Annotated in this window: 18 protein-coding genes; 12 read left to right on the top strand and 6 right to left on the bottom strand. The window is 44.7% G+C overall.

Annotated features, from left to right (window positions below; translation table 11 throughout):
- Positions 1–9: 9 nt before the first annotated feature.
- From glnA to BLCOC_RS25310, 7 genes are all read left to right on the top strand, one after another.
- A complete protein-coding gene (gene glnA, locus BLCOC_RS25340; RefSeq protein WP_115623761.1) occupies positions 10–1,440 on the top strand; it encodes a type I glutamate--ammonia ligase in 1,431 nt (476 codons plus the stop codon).
- Positions 1,441–1,570: 130 nt separating this feature from the next.
- Positions 1,571–1,843 carry a DUF6171 family protein gene (locus BLCOC_RS25335; protein ID WP_029471345.1) on the top strand — a complete coding sequence of 91 codons (273 nt, stop codon included), beginning with the start codon at positions 1,571–1,573 and terminating at the stop codon, positions 1,841–1,843.
- 15 nt (positions 1,844–1,858) lie between these two features.
- Positions 1,859–2,242, top strand: a complete 384-nt coding sequence (locus BLCOC_RS25330) for a DUF6483 family protein (protein WP_115623760.1) — start codon at positions 1,859–1,861, stop codon at positions 2,240–2,242.
- A gap of 164 nt (positions 2,243–2,406) precedes the next feature.
- A complete protein-coding gene (locus BLCOC_RS25325; protein WP_115623313.1) occupies positions 2,407–3,648 on the top strand; it encodes an IS256 family transposase in 1,242 nt (413 codons plus the stop codon).
- Between the two features lie 680 nt (positions 3,649–4,328).
- The gene (locus BLCOC_RS25320; RefSeq protein WP_018593428.1) at positions 4,329–4,652 is read left to right on the top strand and encodes a PadR family transcriptional regulator; all 324 of its coding nucleotides are present in this window, start codon (positions 4,329–4,331) and stop codon (positions 4,650–4,652) included.
- Positions 4,639–5,250: a DUF1700 domain-containing protein gene (locus BLCOC_RS25315; RefSeq protein ID WP_029471342.1), complete on the top strand. Its 612-nt coding sequence runs from the start codon at positions 4,639–4,641 to the stop codon at positions 5,248–5,250. The genes BLCOC_RS25320 and BLCOC_RS25315 overlap by 14 nt, the downstream gene beginning before the upstream one ends.
- Entirely contained in the window at positions 5,247–5,477 is a 231-nt protein-coding gene (locus BLCOC_RS25310; protein WP_018593426.1) for a hypothetical protein, read from the top strand. Before BLCOC_RS25315 ends, BLCOC_RS25310 begins: the two co-directional genes overlap by 4 nt.
- An 11-nt stretch (positions 5,478–5,488) precedes the next feature.
- Here the strand turns inward: BLCOC_RS25310 and BLCOC_RS25305 are convergent, their stop codons facing one another.
- The 3 genes from BLCOC_RS25305 to BLCOC_RS25295 all read right to left on the bottom strand — a co-directional run bounded on the left by BLCOC_RS25305 (position 5,489) and on the right by BLCOC_RS25295 (position 8,742).
- Positions 5,489–6,115: a response regulator transcription factor gene (locus tag BLCOC_RS25305; protein WP_115623759.1), complete on the bottom strand. Its 627-nt coding sequence runs from the start codon at positions 6,113–6,115 to the stop codon at positions 5,489–5,491.
- A gap of 36 nt (positions 6,116–6,151) precedes the next feature.
- Positions 6,152–7,225 carry a sensor histidine kinase gene (locus tag BLCOC_RS25300; protein ID WP_115623758.1) on the bottom strand — a complete coding sequence of 358 codons (1,074 nt, stop codon included), beginning with the start codon at positions 7,223–7,225 and terminating at the stop codon, positions 6,152–6,154.
- A gap of 341 nt (positions 7,226–7,566) precedes the next feature.
- Positions 7,567–8,742 (bottom strand): IS110 family RNA-guided transposase, encoded by a 1,176-nt coding sequence (locus BLCOC_RS25295; RefSeq protein ID WP_115622538.1) that lies wholly within the window; start codon positions 8,740–8,742, stop codon positions 7,567–7,569.
- A 262-nt stretch (positions 8,743–9,004) separates the two neighbouring features.
- Here BLCOC_RS25295 and BLCOC_RS25290 point away from each other — a divergent pair, with 262 nt between their 5' ends.
- From BLCOC_RS25290 to BLCOC_RS25280, 3 genes are read left to right on the top strand one after another with little or no spacing between them, the layout of a single operon-like run.
- Positions 9,005–9,937: an ABC transporter ATP-binding protein gene (locus BLCOC_RS25290; RefSeq protein WP_115623757.1), complete on the top strand. Its 933-nt coding sequence runs from the start codon at positions 9,005–9,007 to the stop codon at positions 9,935–9,937.
- A gap of 11 nt (positions 9,938–9,948) precedes the next feature.
- Positions 9,949–11,088: an ABC transporter permease gene (locus BLCOC_RS25285; protein WP_029471338.1), complete on the top strand. Its 1,140-nt coding sequence runs from the start codon at positions 9,949–9,951 to the stop codon at positions 11,086–11,088.
- The gene (locus BLCOC_RS25280) at positions 11,075–12,286 is read left to right on the top strand and encodes an ABC transporter permease (RefSeq protein ID WP_115623756.1); all 1,212 of its coding nucleotides are present in this window, start codon (positions 11,075–11,077) and stop codon (positions 12,284–12,286) included. Before BLCOC_RS25285 ends, BLCOC_RS25280 begins: the two co-directional genes overlap by 14 nt.
- Positions 12,287–12,369: 83 nt before the next feature.
- Here BLCOC_RS25280 and BLCOC_RS25275 read toward each other — a convergent pair whose 3' ends face one another.
- The 3 genes from BLCOC_RS25275 to BLCOC_RS25265 form a co-directional block, all read right to left on the bottom strand.
- Positions 12,370–13,479, bottom strand: a complete 1,110-nt coding sequence (locus BLCOC_RS25275) for an SLC13 family permease (protein ID WP_242999005.1) — start codon at positions 13,477–13,479, stop codon at positions 12,370–12,372.
- Positions 13,480–13,576: 97 nt separating this feature from the next.
- Entirely contained in the window at positions 13,577–13,828 is a 252-nt protein-coding gene (locus BLCOC_RS25270) for a TIGR03905 family TSCPD domain-containing protein (protein ID WP_026255281.1), read from the bottom strand.
- Positions 13,829–14,633: 805 nt separating this feature from the next.
- The gene (locus BLCOC_RS25265) at positions 14,634–15,719 is read right to left on the bottom strand and encodes a sensor histidine kinase (RefSeq protein ID WP_115623753.1); all 1,086 of its coding nucleotides are present in this window, start codon (positions 15,717–15,719) and stop codon (positions 14,634–14,636) included.
- Between the two features lie 109 nt (positions 15,720–15,828).
- On the opposite strand from BLCOC_RS25265, the gene BLCOC_RS25260 reads away from it, so the two are divergent.
- A complete protein-coding gene (locus BLCOC_RS25260; RefSeq protein WP_115623752.1) occupies positions 15,829–18,495 on the top strand; it encodes an ATP-binding protein in 2,667 nt (888 codons plus the stop codon).
- Entirely contained in the window at positions 18,464–19,507 is a 1,044-nt protein-coding gene (locus BLCOC_RS25255; protein ID WP_115623751.1) for a response regulator transcription factor, read from the top strand. Before BLCOC_RS25260 ends, BLCOC_RS25255 begins: the two co-directional genes overlap by 32 nt.
- Positions 19,508–19,624: the final 117 nt, after the last annotated feature.

Here is a 19,624-nt window from a genome sequence, read left to right as displayed (position 1 = left end):
GGATTCTACATGAAAACAAGTGAAGACGTGAGAAAACTGTGTGAGGAAAAGCAAATCCGTATGATAGATTTTAAAATGACGGATTTAAATGGCCGTTGGCGTCATGTGACCATCCCGGTGGAACGATTTGATGATGACATTTTTGTTTACGGAATTGGTTTTGACGGCTCTAATTACGGCTATGCTCCCATAGAAAAAAGCGATATGGTATTTATTCCGGATCCGGAAACAGCTACTGTGGATCCTTTTGCAGAAATTCCTACTTTGACTATGTGCGGAAATGTCTGTACTATTGGGGATGACAAGAATCTTCCGTTTGACCAGTATCCAAGAAATGTGGCCCTCAAGGCAGTGGAATACATGAAGGAAGAACAAATTGCAGACCGGATGGTCATCGGGCCGGAATTTGAATTTTATCTGTTGGACCACGTGAGTTACAGCGTAACGCCTCAGAGATGCAGCTACAATATTGACACCAGACAGGCGGAGTGGAACAGCGGTATAGACAATGGACAGAATAACGGTTACCAGGTTCCATACCAGGGTGGATACCATGCAGCAGCACCTCAGGATGTGGGATATAATCTCAGAAGTAAAATGTGTATGCTGTTGGAAGAGTGGGGCGTGAAAGTAAAATATCATCACCACGAGGTAGGGGGTCCCGGTCAGATGGAAATTGAAGTAGAGCTGGGCGACATGGTGGAAATGGCAGATAAGACTATGATCGTTAAATATGTTCTGAAAAATGCAGCAGCGGCAGAGGGCAGAACAGTCACATTTATGCCAAAGCCGATTCATAAAGAGGCAGGTAACGGTATGCATGTGCATATGCTGCTCATGAAGGACGGAAACCCGATTTTCTACGATAAAGACGGTTATTCAGGATTGAGTGAGACGGCTCACTACTTTATCGGCGGACTGCTCAAACATGTTGCTTCCCTGTGCGCATTCACCAACCCATCTACCAACTCTTTCAAACGTCTGGTGCCGGGATATGAAGCGCCTGTTACTATTGGATATGCAACGTCCAACAGAAGTGCAGTTATCCGCATTCCGGCATATGCAAAGAAGCCGGAGGCCAAGAGATTTGAACTGCGCAACCCGGATGCAACCGCCAATCCATACTATGCGTATTCCGCAATCCTCATGGCAGGACTGGATGGGATCAAGAATAAAATAGACCCGCGCAGTCACGGATGGGGACCTTTTGACTATAACCTGTATTCTCTGTCTCCTGAGGAGCAAAAAAAGATTCAGAGCCTGCCCCGTTCTATGGGAGAGGCGCTGGATGCTCTTGAAAATGACCACGAATACCTGACAGCAGGCGGGGTATTCCCTCAGCGTCTTATTGACATCTGGCTTGACAGGAAGAGAAAAGAGCTGCAGGAGATTGAACAGATCCCCAGCCCTTCAGAATTTAAATACTACTATGACTTATAAATAATAATACTACGAAAATAACAATAACATGAGCGGTTACAGGCGGGATTTCCGAGAAATTCCGCCTGTGATAAAATATAATTGATAGACGGAATTTAGTTTACATAATTATGACAGACGGAGGTACATCATGGAGAACACGGGAAACCAGCCCAGACGCTTCTGCAGAAAATGCCTTCTTCAGGACATGGACGAAGGGCAGTATTTTGACGATATGCGAAAATATATTGAGAATCTGGATGCAGATTTGAAGGTCACTTCAGAGCTTTATGATGAGAGACTTGCATTTTGCAGGGAATGTGATAATTTAATAAGCGGAATGTGCAGAGTCTGCGGCTGCTTCGTGGAGATGCGCGCAGTCATGAAAAAAAACAGTTGTCCGGGAATGCCTAGTAAGTGGTAAGAAGGAGGGCATGGTATGAATTTTGAAGAAGATTATATCATGAGAATGATCAAGGATATGGTGAAAGCGCTGGCCAGTGTTGTTCTGGGTAGAAGATTCACTGAGTATGAGGTGGAAGAGGAAAAAGCCAGTGACACGGATTTTCTCTACCGGGATATTATCGAAATGGCAGACAAGGGAAAAATTAATGAGGCGGAAAATATACTTCTCACAGATATGGACCAGTCTGACAGCAGATACTTGGAGATGGCTATGAGCTTTTATATTCATATCAACAAGTACACAGATGAATTTCTGGCTGCGAACGGTTTCAGCAGACAGGAAATTTTGGACGGTGTGGAAGCGCTTGCAGAGGCAAACGGTATAAAAGGTTTGGACGGACTGTCTGACACATTATAGTCAGACAGTCCGTTTTTAAATTATTGATTTCGGAGATTACAGATTTGGGTGGTCACTAGCTTCAAAGGTCACAAATTTCGGGAGTGTGAAACTTTTTCTGTAAATATGTGATTGAAGGGTTCTTCTATGATAAAATCAAAATAATCATAGGAGGGCCTTTTATTATGGCAAGAGAGAAAAAACCTGTACATCGGGTACAAATGACAGAAGGAAAACGTAACATTATCCATCAGCTCCTGGAAGAATACGATATTCAGACAGCTGAAGATATTCAGGATGCTCTGAAAGATCTTCTGGGTGGAACAATCAAAGAAATGTTAGAAGCAGAAATGGAGGATCATCTGGGATATGAAAAATCTGAACGCTCTGATAACGAGGATTACCGAAATGGCTACAAACGCAAACGCGTAAACAGCAGTTATGGTACCATGGAGATTGAGGTCCCTCAGGATCGCAAATCCACTTTTCAGCCTCAGGTCGTAAAAAAACGCCAGAAAGATATTTCAGATATTGATCAGAAGATCATTTCTATGTACGCCAAAGGGATGACCACCCGACAGATTTCTGAAACGATCGAAGATATTTACGGCTTTGAAACTTCGGAAGGATTTATTTCTGATGTAACAGATAAGATCCTTCCTCAGATCGAAGACTGGCAGAACCGTCCCTTAGATGAAGTATATCCGATCCTTTTTATCGATGCGATCCACTATTCTGTCCGGGATAACGGGGTGATCCGCAAACTAGCGGCATATGTGATCCTGGGGATCAATACGGAAGGAAAAAAGGAAGTCCTTACCATTCAGGTTGGAGATAATGAAAGCTCTAAATATTGGCTTTCTGTTCTGAATGAATTAAAAAACCGGGGTGTAAAAGACATCCTGATCCTTTGTGCCGACGGTCTGGCCGGGATCAAAGAAGCCATCGCGGCTGCCTTCCCCAAAACAGAATATCAACGCTGTATTGTCCATCAAGTAAGAAATACCCTGAAATATGTTCCGGATAAAGACAGGAAGGCTTTTGCAACGGATCTGAAGACAATCTATCAGGCGCCAGACGAAAAGAAAGCTCTGGCAGCCCTTGAGAGGGTAACAGAGAAATGGACACCAAAATATCCGAATTCCATGAAACGCTGGAAGGATAACTGGGATTCTATTTCTCCGATCTTCAAGTTTTCAGCAGATGTCCGGAAGGTCATATACACGACCAATGCCATAGAATCCCTGAATTCCACGTATCGGAAATTAAACCAGCAGAGAAGTGTATTTCCGAGCGATACAGCGCTGCTGAAAGCCCTGTATCTAGCCACTTTTGAAGCAACAAAAAGGTGGACTACCACCATCCGGAACTGGGGCCAGGTCTACGGTGAACTGAGTATTATGTATGAGGGACGGCTTCCAGAATAAAAAACAGTTTGGTTAAAACAGGCGGAAAAGCCGCCTGCTATTGACATGCCATCCTCTGGATGGTATATATAAAACAAAGGTGGAATACCTAATTTCTAAGCATTCCACCAAGTCTTATCATAGAAGAATCCTATTTACAGACTTTTCTTCATACCCTCCAAATTTCAGCATCCACTAATTTCCACAGGCCCCAATTTCTGTAGTCACTGATTTTGGCGGTCATTGGTTTCAAAGTTTTCTATTTTCAGTGGTTACAAATTTCTACAGCTATTAATTTTCATAGTCACAAATTTCAGCAGTCACCAAATTCCACATTCATTAAGTTTGACAGTCATAAACTCCGGCAGTCACCAAGTCTCATAGTCACTAAGTTTGGCGGTCACTAAGTTTGGCGGTCACTAAGTTTGGCGGTCACTAAGTTTGGCGGTCACTAAGTTTAACAGTCGCAAATTCCTAAAGTTACTAATTTCCGTCGTCCCTAATATTTCTATCTTCCAATCATTCTCACCAATATAACGATTGTATCGTGTTTATCCTATTTCAGAAAAATTCCAGACATCAAAAAACATCCAATATCTCCAATAAATCCTATAACAGTCCCCAATACCAATTTTTTTCAAAATACTACTTGACACATTATACTATGCAATGTATAGTATAATGCATAAGGAGGCGATATCATGGACACACAGCTAAAAAAAGGTTTTCTGGAATTTTGTGTTCTTGCTGCATTATACAGATCGGATTCCTACGGCTACCAGATAATAAAGGATATATCCTGCTGCATTGAGATATCAGAGTCAACACTGTATCCGATACTAAAGCGTCTGGAATCGAATGGGAGTCTGGAGACGTATTCCGTGGAACATAACAGCCGTCTGCGCAAGTATTACAGGATAACAGAGGCAGGCAAAAAACATATCCAGGAGTTTCTCGACGACTGGCAGCAGGTGACAGATATATATGAATTTGTGAAGGGAGCAGTTGAATATGAGGAAGGATGAATTTTTGAGCAGTCTGGAACGGCTGCTGCGGAGTCTGAAGAGGGAGGAGCGAAACAAGTTCCTGTCCTATTATTCGGAAATGATTGATGACTATATGGAGGACGGATGCGGAGAGGAAGAAGCTGTGGAGCGGATCGGAAGTCCCGGTGAGATAGCCCAGGAAATCCTCACCGACAGAGAGGAACGGCCCGCAAAGCCTACCCCTGCCTGGCTTAGGGTTGGAGTTATTGTGCTGCTGATCCTGGGTTCACCGCTCTGGGGCAGTCTGGTTCTGGCAGCTCTCTGCTGTGCGCTTGCTGCTGTAATTTTAGTATTGAGTGCCTATGTGGTCATCTGGTGTATTCCTGTTATTTTCGGTGCGTTATCGGTATCCAGTCTTTTGCTTGCACTGGTAAGCACAGTGGGTTCAGCCATTTTACTGTTTCAGGATACAGCTACAGGCTTGGTACAGATGGGAGCAGGGATTTTATCTGCCGGCATCTTTGTCGTGGCAGCACTGATCACCTGGGAACTGGGCAAAAGATTCGTGGTAGTTACAACAAAATTCAGCAAATGGCTTGCAAGTTTGTTTCAGAAAATGAGAGGTGTTAAGGCATGAATATAAAATCATTAAAAAGTAAAATCCTTCTGCTTGGTATTATTTTTATGCTGGTGGGAACTACTGTGGGACTCATCGGTTTCGGGATCACCGGGTTTGAGCCGGATAAGCTGTTAAAATGGAGTGAAAACAAATGGTACCAGACAGTTAACTATGATAACGGACGTTTCTGGATGGGGATAAGGCTGAATGACGGGCGCTATATCACCAGCTTTGGCAGCTTTTGACAGATAAAAGATCAGTCATCCATATTTTTATAATAAAAAACGGCAAGCTGGGTTCTGTCCCGCAGGCTCAGTTTGTCTAAAATAGTGCTTAGATAATTCCGCACAGTGCCCTCACTGAGATAGAGGCTCTGTGCGATTTCTTTGTTATTCAGGCCTTTTGCCACCAGTTCGATCACATCCATTTCCCTGTCCAGGATTCCATATTTGCCCAGGTCTCTTTGCTGGGTTCTTTCCATCATTTTAGGGATTTTTGTGATGATCTCACTGCCGAATACGCTCTGACCGGACATGACAGAGTGCAGGGCAGGGGCAATAGTCTCAATATCCTGTTTGATCAGATAACCCTTGGCACCGATACGCAGGGCACGGATAATATATTCATCGTCGGAAAATGTGGTCAGAAAAAGAATCCTGGCATCAGGATGCTTTTCCAAAATCTTGGCGCCTGCGTCCAGTCCGGAGCAGCTTCCCATCTGGATATCCATGAGCAGAATATCGGGAAGCATTTCTTTATACAGGCGGACGGCTTCCTCTCCGCTGTTTCCTGAGGCACATACCTCAATTCCTGGCTCTGCCTGCAGGATGGTTTTCAGCGAAATACATACAAAAGGGTCATCATCAACAATTATTATTTTCATGAAAAAACACCTCACATCAATTCATTTTGACGGTTATCATGGCTTCTGTCCCTGCTTTGGGATAGAAATAAAGATACGAAAGCCATTGTGTATCTCTATTCTGAAGATACCGTGAAAATCCTCCACCCGTTCCCTCATATTTATAAGGCCGATACCGCCCGTTTTTGCGGCTGTTGTCTGTGTTCCGTTGTCACGGATGATCACCTGATAAAATCCGGGATGCTCCAACACTGACAGGAAAGCTTTGGTGGCATTACTGTGCCGGGAGATATTGGACAAGGCCTCACGGACAATAGCTATAATGCAATATTTCAGTTCTTTTGATTCGATTTCAGCATTATAATCCAGCGTGACAGGGCAGAAGCTGAACTCACCTGTCAGCCGTGAAAGAACCATATACAGATCCACGGATTCCTCATGCAGATCATGGACGCTGCTCCGCACATTGGTCATAGCATCATCCAGTGTGGTTTTTACAGAAGCAAGCTGTTCGGAAAGTTCTTTCTGACTTTTCCATATAACCTGCATGGCTCCTATCTGGAATAGGGAACGTGTCAGGAGATGCCCCACATTGTCGTGTATTTCTCGGGCAATCCGGTTTCTTTCCGTCAGGGTGGCAAGCTGGATTTCATATTCCTGTTTCTCCATCAGCTCTCTGTTTTTCTCTTCCAGATGGAGCGATTCTTCCCGGGTGCTGTCCTGGGCAAGATGGAACTCTGCCATCATATTTTCATATTCCGTTGTCCGCCGGGATATGTACAGTGCCAGCAGACCTGTAAAAAGAAACATGAAAAATGATGAGACCGTGAAGCTGTGGAAATGGTACAAATAAAGGGGAACCCAGGCAAAACGCAGATACCATTTCTTTGATCTGAAGCAGTCGTAAAAAAACAGCGGAAGAAATAAAGCCAGATCAGGGAGAAAAAGGGAGAGAACAAGCCCTCCTGCACAGAGATATTCCATAGGCCGTTCCCTGTCAATATAGGAAATAAAGGAGGAGGCGCTGACGGATAATAACAGCGCTGAGATAAGAGGAATATCAATAGGATGTCCAAAAAGATTTAATGTACAGAGTATGAAAATAATGGCTTTATCCTGTAGCTGCCTCATACATTCCCTCCTTTCCCGTTCCTATCACATCAAAGTTTGTATATAGAGTGTATCACAGGAAGGTGTAAAAAGTAAGGTGCAGCAGAAAGAAATGACAAATGTCATATACAGAGGCAGGTATTTATGACACTGCTCACTGTCTCGGACAGAGGATCATTGCTAAAATGGTATCAGATAAAAAAAGACTAACTATTAAAGAAAGTCAATAAATAGTTTCAAAAACAGAGATGTTTTGAGTATAGTGGCGATGACTTATTCATCGCAATCAGTACCTTGAAAATTGCATGACAAATAGAGCATCGAGTATGATGCTCTGACAAGAAGATATGATGTTGGAAGAATTAGATTGCTTTTTGGTATTGCTGTCCAGTGCGTTCGAGATGATAAATTAGCCGAACTAGTTTCTTGGTCGCGTGAGACATTGCAACATAGTAATGCTTGCCTTCAGCTCGTTTCTTGGCAAGATAAGCCTTGTAGGTTGGATCCCATAGACAAACATATGCGGTTGCATTAAACAGAGCATATCTAAGATATCTAGAACCACGTTTTTCCATTCTGGCATAACAGTTATCTAACTGGCCGGATTGATAGGTAGAAGGCGACATTCCTGCATAAGCAAGGATCTTATCTGGAGAGTCGAATTGGCTAAAGTCACCTATTTCAGCAATAATCATGGCACCCATTCGATAGCTGATTCCAGGAATGCTAAGGATTGGAGAATTGATTTCATCCATGATGACTTTAATCTCGTTTTCAATCTCTTCGATTTCAGAATCTAGCTCTCTAATGAGCTTAATGGTGTGCTTTAATTCAAGCGATTTAGCTGGCATATTTGAACCGATAGAGGTTCTTGCAGCCTCTCTAAAAGCGATAGAGGTTTCTTTTGTGTAGTGGCCTTTAGATGCGGTTTCAAGAAGATTTGAAAGTCTTGTGAGATGTGCATTAGCTACCTGTTTTGCACCAGGAAATTCGTAGAGTAACTCATAAACAGAATTCTGATGAAGTGTTGGAACAAGCTTTTCTAACTCAGGGAAAAGGATACATACAAGACGGGATATAGATGTTTTAAGCTTCGCGCGTTCTTTAACTTTATCAAAACGATAGCGAGTAAGTGACTTAAGCTCTTCGTTGTGATACGATGTGTCTGAGTAGGACTTTAAGTTCACGTCAGACATTAGCATAGAAGCAATTGTATGGGCATCAACTTTATCCGTTTTCGTCTGTCTAAGGCTTAGACTTTTTCTGTACAGATTAGTATGTAACGGGTTGATAACAAAGGTGGCCAGACCTTTATCAAGCAGATATCCGAGAAGATTGTAACTATAGTGTCCAGTGGCTTCTAGGCCTACTTTTACTTTAGAAGCATCTTCCATAACGGATTCTATTTTCTGATAAAGCTCGTCGAACCCATCGAGATTGTTTTTGATGGTAAAAGCCTTGAAAAGGACTTCGCCATCAGAGTTTGTGATAAAGCAATCATGCTTATCTTTTGCGACATCAATTCCTACGTAAATCATATAGGACCTCCTGATATAAAGTATTGATACTGTCTTAAGATCCACAGGGCTCCTTGCAATCGTAACCTACTTCTTGATAAACCGTCATGCGGTAACTAACTGATTAACAAATAAACAAAGAGACTGTGGTTGGAGCCTTTTTTAAACCATCAAGTGGTAGGAGGTGATAACCAATCCACAGTATCTTAAAATAGCATAGTCAAACCTGTAGAAAAGGTAAAGAAAGACTATGACTTTATATAATAGTAGGAGAGGATAACTTATGATCATAGAAGTAAACAATCTTGTAAAACGATATAAAGACCTGGTAGCTCTGGACCATTTTAATCTTCAGGTAAACAAAGGTGAGATATACGGCCTGTTAGGACCAAACGGCAGCGGCAAGACCACAGCTATCAACTGTATGCTGTCTCTGCTGAAATATGACAGAGGTGAGATCAGGCTTTTCGGTGAACCCATGGTACCTGACAACCGCGCAGTCAAGCAGCGGATAGGAGTTGTCATGCAGAATGTGGCTGTCTTCAATGAACTGACCGTATATGAAAACATTGACTATTTCTGCGGTATGTATGTACCTGAAAAAGTGAAAAGAAAAAGTTTGATAGAGGAAGCATTGGAATTTACAGATTTAAAAGATTTCAGAAAATTTCTGCCTAAAAAACTCAGCGGCGGTCTTCTGAGACGTCTGAATATTGCCTGCGGCATAGCCCACAAGCCGGAGCTGATCTTTATGGATGAACCAACAGTTGCCGTTGACCCTCAGAGCAGAAACAGTATTCTGGAGGGCATCAAAAGACTGAATAAGAACGGCGCCACTATTATCTATACCACGCACTATATGGAAGAAGTGGAACAGATCTGTTCCCGCATCATGATCATGGATAAAGGCAGAGAGATCGCATCGGGAACAAAAGAGGAACTGAAAGGCCTGATCCGCACAGGGGAAAAGGTGACTGTGGAGATTTCAGAACTTCCGCCGGATCTTATGGTTAAAATGCGGAGTGCGGAAGGTGTTCTTCATGCAGAGTATGAGGACAGTCTTTTGAAAGTGCAGTGTGAGAGCGGCGGGCACAGCCTTATAGCTCTTTTGGATATTCTCAGGAAAAACAATATATATTTTGGCAGGATATTTTCTGAGCCGCCTACATTAAATGATGTATTTCTGGAAATTACAGGAAAAGAACTGAGGGATTAGGAGGGATTGATATGTTTTGGAATATTTACAGCAAACGTTTACTCAGTTCCATACGAAACAAAGACCAGCTCATATGGATCTGGGCGTTTCCGCTGATCCTGGCAACTCTGTTTTATTTCTGCCTGTCATCCGTGGCGGAGGCGGATCATCTGGAAGCGGTACCCACAGGTGTGGTCACAGATGCGGCGTATGAGGAAAACCCTATATTTGACCAGGTTCTTGACCAGGTGGGAAGCGGGAAGGATGCCCTGTTGAAAATAACAAAATATACACAGGAAGAGAAAGCGGACACCGCTCTGGAAAAGGGCGACATTGACGGATATATTCGTTTAAAGGATAATGCCCCGGAACTTGTGGTAAAGCAGGAGGGCATGAACCAGACACTCCTTAAGAGTTTTCTGGACCGTTATGTGCAGACAGAGGGCAATATAAGGGCGGTCATGGAAAAAAATCCCGGGTACGCTTTTGATGCAGAGGAGATCATGGAGGGGATTTCCCTGACGGAGAATATGTCCCTCTCCTCGCAGCCCAACAACCCTACACTGAACTATTACTATGCATTGATCGCAATGGTGTGTATGTATGGAGGGATGCAGGGGCTTATGAGTATCACATATCTCCAGGGAAATCTGTCATCTCTTGGAGCCAGGCGGATGATGGCGCCTCTGGGAAGAATGGGTGTGATCTTCTGTGACATGCTGGGAAGCATAACTGTTCATATGATGAGTCTGTTGTTCCTGCTGTTTTACATCACAGTGATATTAGGCCAGGATTTTGGTGACAGGCTGCCACTTCTTGTCCTGACCTGTTTGGTGGGCACCATCTTAGGCGTGGCGTTCGGCACAGCGGTGAGCTGTCTCACTAAGTTAGGTGAGGGGATGAAGGTGGGAATCCTGGTATCAGTCACCATGTTCTGCTGCTTTGGGGCGGGCATGATGACATCAGGCATGAAATACCTGTTGGATCAGAACGCGCCGGTTGTCTCCTGGCTGAACCCTGCCGCAAGAATATCAGATGCTTTTTACTGCCTGTATTATTTTGACGACTATCAGAGATACTGCCGGAACATAGTCGTAATCCTTGCTATGGCAGCGGTATTGTTTCTGGTGTCAGGAATATTTTTGAGGAGGCAGAGTTATGAGAGTATTTAAAGCATGTCTTTTGGTAATAAAACGCAGGATGGTTATGTTTGCCACCTATTTTTTCATATTCATAAGTTTGTCCATTTTACTCTCACAGTTTTCCAGTGAGGATCATACGGGCGGGTTTGAGGAGAGCCGCCCCACATTTACTGTGATAAACAGAGATAAAGAAACACCATATACAGAAAAAATGATGGATTTTTTAAAAGCTCACGGAACCTGGGTGCCCTTGAAAGATGATAAGGAAGCTCTTCAGGATGCCAGATTCAATGATGCTGTCAGTTATATCCTGATCATACCAGAAGGGTTTCAGGACGCCCTGCAGAGCGTAAAACCTGTGAAGCTTCTGGAAAATATGACGCAGGATTCCGCCTCAGGCTATCAGATGAGTAGTTATGTTAACCAATACTGGGAGTATATAAGGACCTGGGAAAAAATAGAGGGAAAACCGGACAGAGAAAAGACGGCGGATGAAGTTTTAAAACTGCTGAGCAGCAGTGTAAAAGTGGAAAAGCGGCAGTATTTAAAAACGCAGCCTGTTTCCCAAGGCTATGGAGCACAGTATCAGGTAGCGCCATATATTATCCTTGTCATCTGTGTGTTGTGCATTACATCTATTTTTCTCAGTTTCCAGCGTCCGGATATCAGGATGAGGAATTTGTGTGGGCCGTTAAAGCCATTTACGCGGCTGTGGCAGATGGGGCTGGGATGTGCCTGTGTGGGTATTGTATTTTGGATTCTGCTTACCCTGGCTGGGTTTGTCATCTATTATGATTCAGTGAAGAATATGGATATCAGGATAACGGCATTGATCCTATTGAACAGCTTTATCATGCTCCTGTTTGCAATGGCTGTCTCCGTGCTGGCATCACTTTTTGTAAAGGATTCCAATACCCAGAATGCTGCTGCCAATATACTGGCGCTGGGCCTGTCCTTCCTGGGCGGAGCCTTTGTGCCAACCAGCATTATGGGAGAAAGTGTTTTGAAGTTTGCCAAATGCCTGCCTGTGTACTGGTATGAGGAATGTCTCAGCAAGATCAGCGGACTGACCGGGTTTGGCATGGAAAATCTGCTCCCGGTGTGGAAATGCATGGGCATACTGCTGGGCTTTACCGCCGCGGTTCTCTGTGTCACTTTAGCGGTCAATAAGCAGAGAAGCGGGGCAGAGGAATCCTTTGGAAGTAACAAGACGGAAATAGAATGGTAGCGGTTAAGCTGCCGGACTTCATTTTCAAGAGTCTGTGAGTATGACCTTGATATTATGAAGTCCGGCCGGGCCGTGACTCCGGCTTAAAAAATACAGGAAACAGTCAAAAGAAGGAGCAGTCCCACTGTATTCAGCAACAGAAACAGCAGCAGATAGGATTTTAAATCCGCCTGTTCGGTTTTCAGATAAAATTTCAGAGATATCAGACTTGCAAGGGAGGCAATGGGAGTTCCAAGGCCTCCCAGATTTGTCCCGAGAAGAAGCGCTTTCCAGTTATCCGTAAAAGAAGATAAAAGCACTGCGGCGGGAACATTGCTGATGATCTGGCTGGACAGTACAGCCGTCAGCATTCCGTTTTTTTCCATAAGCGCTGATAAAAAGGTGCGCACAGACTCCATTCTTCCCAGATTTCCCGAAAAGATAAAAAAACACACAAAAGTAGCCAGCAAAAAGTAATCCACATTCCGAAATAAATCCCGGGAGAAAAGCAGCAGGCATACAAGAACGCATAAGGTCAATGCCTGATAAGGCAGAACGTGAAAGATAGTCAGCAGGCACATAAGGAAAAGCACTGCAAAGACTGCCAGAAGCCGTGGCTGTTCCAGGGGTGAGGACTCTTTAAAGTACACCCTTATGGGTTCCCGGCGCACAAAAAAGATACAGATCAAGAGAAGTGCCAGGCTTAGGGCCGCAAAGGGAAGCATGGTGAGGAAAAAACTGCCCATTCCCAGGTCATATCTGGAACAGAGGTAAAGGTTTTGCGGGTTTCCCGGAGGTGTGGCCATACTCCCCAGGTTCGCGGCAATAGTCTGCAGCACAACAACAGGTGAGGTATACTTATCCTGCTTTATAATATGCAGTACCAGTATGGTGAATGGTACAAAAGTAAGGAGTGCCACATCGTTTGTGATCACCATGGAGCTGAAAAAGGGGAGGAGGACCAGTACAAGGACAAGTCCGCGCATATGGTTCTGGGCACCCAGAAGCTTTTCTGCCAATATACGGAAAATGCCGCATTTCTGGAAACCTGCTGTTACAGCCATCAGACAGAACAGAAGGCATAAGGTGCGCAGGTCAATATAGCCGGCATATGCCCCGTCCGGTTTTACAACAAGCATGGAGAGCAGAGCAAAAAAGAAAGAGATACAGAATACGGTCTCTTCTTTGATAAGTCTATGTAGTTTGGATTTCATGATCATCAGCCTCACAAGAAAAGCCGTCTCTTGTCGGAGACCAAAGTAATGGTCTTCGGCAGGATGCGGCTTTTATTTTATACTTTGATATTCAAGCTTATGCATTCTGTGCTTTGATGGATTCCAGAGCCAGGGCAAGCTGATCCGGGCAGGATGTGCCGCGTCCGCCGCAGTCAGTTCCTTTCAGGCGTTCAATGACTTCGTCCACCTTCATTCCTTTTACAAGGCTGGCAATTCCCTTTGTATTGCCGTTACAACCACCATTGAACTTCACAGATGCAATGGTATCTCCGTCCAGTTCAATTTCGATGGAACGGGAACAGACACCTCTTGTTTTATATACTGTCATGATATATTCCTCCATTCGTATTATCCTGCGGATAATTATAGCAGATATGCGGGGAAAAGAAAATAGGTGATTTTGCAGAGAAATCTTGTCAGGGGTCTTCTGAACAGAGGTGAATCGCCGATCATTCCAAGACTTAAAAGCCATAGAATCCGGAGGTGATGCATATGACAATATTTTTATAATTGCATGCTAAATAAAAATTTGCCAAAATAAAGGAGAGATATGTATAAATAATATTGCCTATCAAAACAAAGACATTGTATCTAAAATCCTCGGAGAAGGAATGAAGGAAAAATCATTCTCAGTGATAGTGCAGTTATTTAATTTGCGATGTACTAGTGAAATGGCGACAGATAACCTTTTTAAATTGGAAGACAGCAGTTATGCGGTTGTGGACTACGAAAGCTCATTTTCGGAAAAGTGCAAAATTAAATATGTAAGCCACATAACCCGGATTCTGAAAAAGTACGGGAGCAGAATCCGTCTCAGGATGACCGTCCTGTGTACATCTGATATGAGCCGTATCAATACGGTACTGAACGTTGGATGTCTGCGGCTCAGTATTGAGGCGGGATATCTGTCTTCCATAGAAACGGACAAAGTGCTGGAAACTGTCAGGAAACAATCATTACCTTTTCAGATAAGATCATTGAACCGGAGTACGCAAGAAAAGTAGAGGAGTGGATCAAGATGACAAAATAAATAAATCCCCTTGCATTTCACAAGGCACTCTGCTAATATAATACCAACAAAGCACAAAACATCGACGGAGATGAATCTCCCACTGTTTTGTGCTTTTTTCTGTTTACTCAAAGGAAAGCAGCTTCCGGGGAAAATGCAGCGTCACTGCGGCTCCGCAGTCCGGTTCTCCGCTTATAGATACGGAGCCTCCATGTGTTCGCATGATACGCTCAACGATGGTAAGCCCTACGCCGGTCCCCTCAAACTCAGAGGCATCGTGCAGCCGTGAAAATACCTGAAACAGCCTGCCGGAATTTGCAGGATCAAATCCTACTCCGTTGTCTTTGATGGTTATTATAAGCCCGGCCGCGTCTGTTGTACAGGAAGTGGTTATCTCAGCAGTCTCCCGGTGCCGTGTGAATTTAACAGCGTTGCTGAAAATATTCTGGGCCAGCAGCTTCATGAGAGCGGGGTCAGCGTTCAGCATGGGCATCTCCTCCACAGAAATGCGAAATTTCCGTTCAGGTTCCAGTCCGGCCAGCTCTTCAACGGTCTTGCGAAAAATCCCGGCAAGATCCACCGGCTGGAGGTGGGATTCTATCTGTGCTGTGTGGGAAAGCTCCAAAAGCCGCTCCACCATTTCCAGGAGCTGGCTGCATTTTTCGTCCAGCAGACCGGAAATAGTTTCCGTTTCTTCATTTTTCCTGTCTGAGCAGGTGCCCGTCAGCATAGCGGCAAGCTGCCGAAGTACCAGAAGCGGGGACTTTAAGTCATGGGAAACGTTGTGGCAGAACAGGTCTAGTTCCTGATAGGCGTCCTTTAGTCTCTCTGACTGGCTGACAATGCGAATCTGGTTTTTTACTCTTGCCAGCAGTTCTAGAGGCCGAAAGGGTTTGGACACATAATCCTGTCCACCTGCCAAAAACCCCTCCTGTATACTGCGCTCGTCATCGCTGGCAGTGACAAAGATAATGGCAATATCCTCATATTCCTTCTCTGCGCGTATGGAGCGGCATACCTGGAAACCGTTCATGCCTTCCATGGACACGTCAAGAAGCACAACTGAGGGTCTCTGTCTCCGGATAAGACGCAGAGCATCCTTTCCGTTCAGGGCCACGCGGATAGGATATCCCAGCTCCCGGAGAATATTTCCGGCATTTTGCAGATGTTCCGGTACATCATCGACGATCAGAATATTTACGGGGGTCATAGGCCGGACCTTCTTTCCTTAAAATAATAGTATTTATAGTAACGATTCCACGGACTTTTGATTTATCAACCGTTACATATTATAGATTGAAGAAGGAGAAGATGCAACTGTGAAAAAGAAATTAGTAAAACAAAAGACTCTCAATGTCATGATATTTTCTGCCATGTTTCTGGTACTGGTATTTGTCATAATCAATACGGTTATCCTCAGGCAGTACATGCACAGGGAAGTGAAGGCAGAAAGGCAGAAGTCCCGCTGCGAAATGCTGTGCCGTGAGATTCTGGATGCATCCGACAGTATGACCAATGAGATGCGGTGTTTTGTAGTTACAGGAAATGCAAAATACCTGGAAAACTACTGGAAGGAGCGATACGTGACAAAATCCCACGACAATGCCATAGCCCGTCTGGAGGAGACAAACCTGACGGGAAAAGAGAGGGAAATGCTCACAGATATCAAAAGGAATCTGGATCTTCTCATGGATGTGGAGATACGTGCCATCCGTCTGGCAACAGACGCGGGCCATATAGAAGCTGAGATTCCCGGAGCAGTGCGCAGTTATGTGCTGAATATAGAGGACAGCCGCATGAATGAGGAGGAGAAAGCGGACAAAGCAAAGGAAATCCTTTTTAACGGAGACTATACCTTTGAAAAAGAAACCATACGGCAGAGAATAGAAAAATTCCAGGAAGTGATCAAGAACCGCCAGGAGGGAGAACTGGCCGTGGCAGAGCATCAGACAGACATTGTGCTTGGCATACAGGAAATACTGCTTCTTGTCATTTCCGCTATTCTGATCATGATTTTTATGTTGGTATACCGGTACTTTACCCGGCCTGTTGTACACTATTCCCATCAGCTTGAAACATACCGCGCCGACAGTGAGGAAACACCGGTGCTGCTGATACCCGAAGGATCCGCGGAGCTTCGCATGTTTGCCGGGAAATTCAACGAGGTCAGCCGCAGAATGCAGGAGGCATCCAAGGCGAAAAGTGAGTTTCTTGCCGGCATGAGCCATGAGATCAGAACTCCTCTCAATACTCTCTCGGGATACCGTTTCCTTTTGGGACAGACAAAGCTGGATGCAGAACAGCAGGAATATGTGGATGCCATGGAAAAAGCGGACCTGCTTCTGCAGCAGAATATCGGAAATGTCCTGGATTATTCCAGATTGTCGGCAGACATGTCTCGTCTGGAGCGCACAGAATTTGATATACGGGAACTGTTTGACAGCCTGGAAACTGTTTTCAGGTACCGGGCAGAGGAAAAAGGCCTGTACCTGAAAATGATCATAAGTGAGGAGCTGCCCCGGTATGTAAAGGGCGACATGGGAAAAGTCAGACAGGTGCTGACAAATCTCATAGGCAATTCCGTCAAGTTCACAGCAAAAGGCGGCATTACAGTACAGGCAGACAGATCCTCCTCCGCCTCTTTTCACGCAGAGGGAGAAACCCTTAAATATTATAATTTTCTCAATGAATCCATGAAAAAAGACGAAAGGTTGTTCTGGCTCACGATCACAGTGGCGGACACAGGGATCGGTATAGCAAAAGAGGATTGGGGACGTATCTTCCGGCCTTTTGAACAGAGCGAGAGAAATACTTCCAGAAAATACGGCGGAACAGGCCTTGGTCTTTCCATATGCAGAAAACTGACGCAGCTCATGGGCGGGCAGATTTATCTCACTGAGCGCAGTGTGGGGAGCTGTTTTGTGGTCAAGATACCGCTCAGGACTGCCGATACAGACTGCGTACCCTGTATGATATCGGATGACGGCACGTTGTTCCCCCAATATCCCAACAGAAAAATCCTCCTGGTGGAGGATAATCGAATAAACCAGAAGATGGAGAAAAAAATCCTGGAATTCTTCGGTCTGCAGGTCCATACAGCTTCGTCGGGGAATGATGCAGTAGAAAAATGCCTGGATGAGGAATATGAACTGATTTTTATGGATATCCACATGGAGGATATGGACGGCTATACAGCAGTGGAAAAAATCCGCGGCTGCGGCAAAAATATGATCACGCCGGTGGCAGCGCTGACTGCTGATGTGGAGAAGGAAAATCTGCGAAGATGTCTTCTGGAGATGGATGGCTATGTGCTGAAACCCATGCGTGCAGAAAAACTTCCCGCTGTCCTGAAGGAATTTCTCGGAGCACCTGCTGCTATCGTCCGCTCAGGGTCGGATTCCCGCAAAGAGGAAACAGAGATGCTGCTTAAAATGAGAGGGCAGTTTTCAAAACGCCATGAAACGGACATACAGGCACTTGTGTCCCTGGCGGCAGAGGGAGACCGGGAGGAGTTGAAAAAGAAAACACATATGCTGAAAGGTCTGACAGCCACACTGCAGATGGGATCTCTGAATGAAAAAATAGTCCGGCTGGAACAAATGCTGGAGGATCACGCAGATAAAAAAGAGCTGGAAAAACAGGCAGAGGACATTGAGCAGGAATACAAAAGTTTCGTCCGAATACAAAACCGCCGGCAGGATGCAGCAAAAAATATCACGGACAGACCCGCGGATATACAGCAGTCATATGATTCTGCGGCTTTTGAGCTGTGCGGACTTCTGGAATTTGCTGATTTTACAGCTCTGGAGTTCTGGGAACAGAAAGAAGAGATATTCAGAAACCATATGGATAAGGATTCATTCAGCAGTCTTAAAAGTAAAATAGAAAACATGGAATTTCAGAAAGCATTAGAGATACTGGATAACTGTGAAGAGAGAAAGGCAGGGGAAAACAATGCAGAAATATCAGGTCCTTTTTGTAGATGATGACAGGGCTGCCGGCTATATTGTATCGCGGTTCAAAGTATGGGAGGAATCGGATTTTACTCTGAAAAGCATAGCCAGCAGCAGCACAGAGGCATTGAAACTCTTAGAAAAGGAGTTTTATGATCTTGTCATAACAGATATACGCATGCCGGGGATGGACGGTCTGGAACTCATACGCGTCATAAGAGAAAAATACCGAGGGACCGTCTGCGTTATTTCCAGTACCTACAGCGATTTTCAGTATGCCAGGGAGGGAATGCGCCTGGGAGCAGCAGACTACATATCCAAACCCCTCACAGACAGGAAAATGGAGGAGGGCCTTGCGCTTGTAAAAAACATACTCGACGAGCAGCGCAGCCGGAATCTCACAGGCGCTGATCTTCTGATGACCATTGATCAGGGACTGGAAAACAGGCTGTTGGAGAAAATACTGAAAGGGGAGGAGATACCGGATGAGCTGCTGGAAGACGCAGCAGCAGGCGCTGAGGCCCGATATCCGAAAGAGCCGGAGAAAATCGCCGGTATCTTAGAGTGCCTGATCCAAAGGATAAAAGAACAGATGCAGAAAAAATATCCCTGGCTTCGGCATTTTACAGACAGAGAAAATAAATTGTGCCCGGAAAGCTGCAGGGAAGATTTTGCAGCCTCACTGGGAAAGCTTTCCGCCCTGTCCCGTCGTTTCCAGCTCTCCGTCCAGGACAACACCCTGAACCGGATCTGCACCTGCCTGTCCGCGTACATAGGGGAAGCCGATGCGCTGGACAGGGCGGCAGAGGAGGTGGAGCTGAGCAAAGATTATATACGTGTGCTGTTCAGAAACAAAACAGGCATTGGGTTTAACAAATATATGACCATGATGCGCATGGAATATGCAAAAGAGCTTCTGAAAACATCCAACTTGAAGATTTACGAGATTGCTGAGGCCTGCGGATATTCCACCATTGACTATTTTGCGAAAAAATTCAAAGAATACACAGGCGCAGCTCCCATCCAGTACAGAAAAAACCACTGAGCACAGATTGAAGAATGAGCGGAAAATAGATTTTGTCAGGTAAAATATCAGAAATGTGGGGTAGTGCCCCTTTCCATTTTCCGTTATAGTAAGGGTGTAAGAAAAAAGAGAGAATAA

Source organism: Blautia coccoides (assembly GCF_034355335.1).
In the GTDB taxonomy this organism is placed as follows: domain Bacteria; phylum Bacillota; class Clostridia; order Lachnospirales; family Lachnospiraceae; genus Blautia; species Blautia producta.
This window is presented reverse-complemented; position numbering and strand designations above follow the sequence as displayed.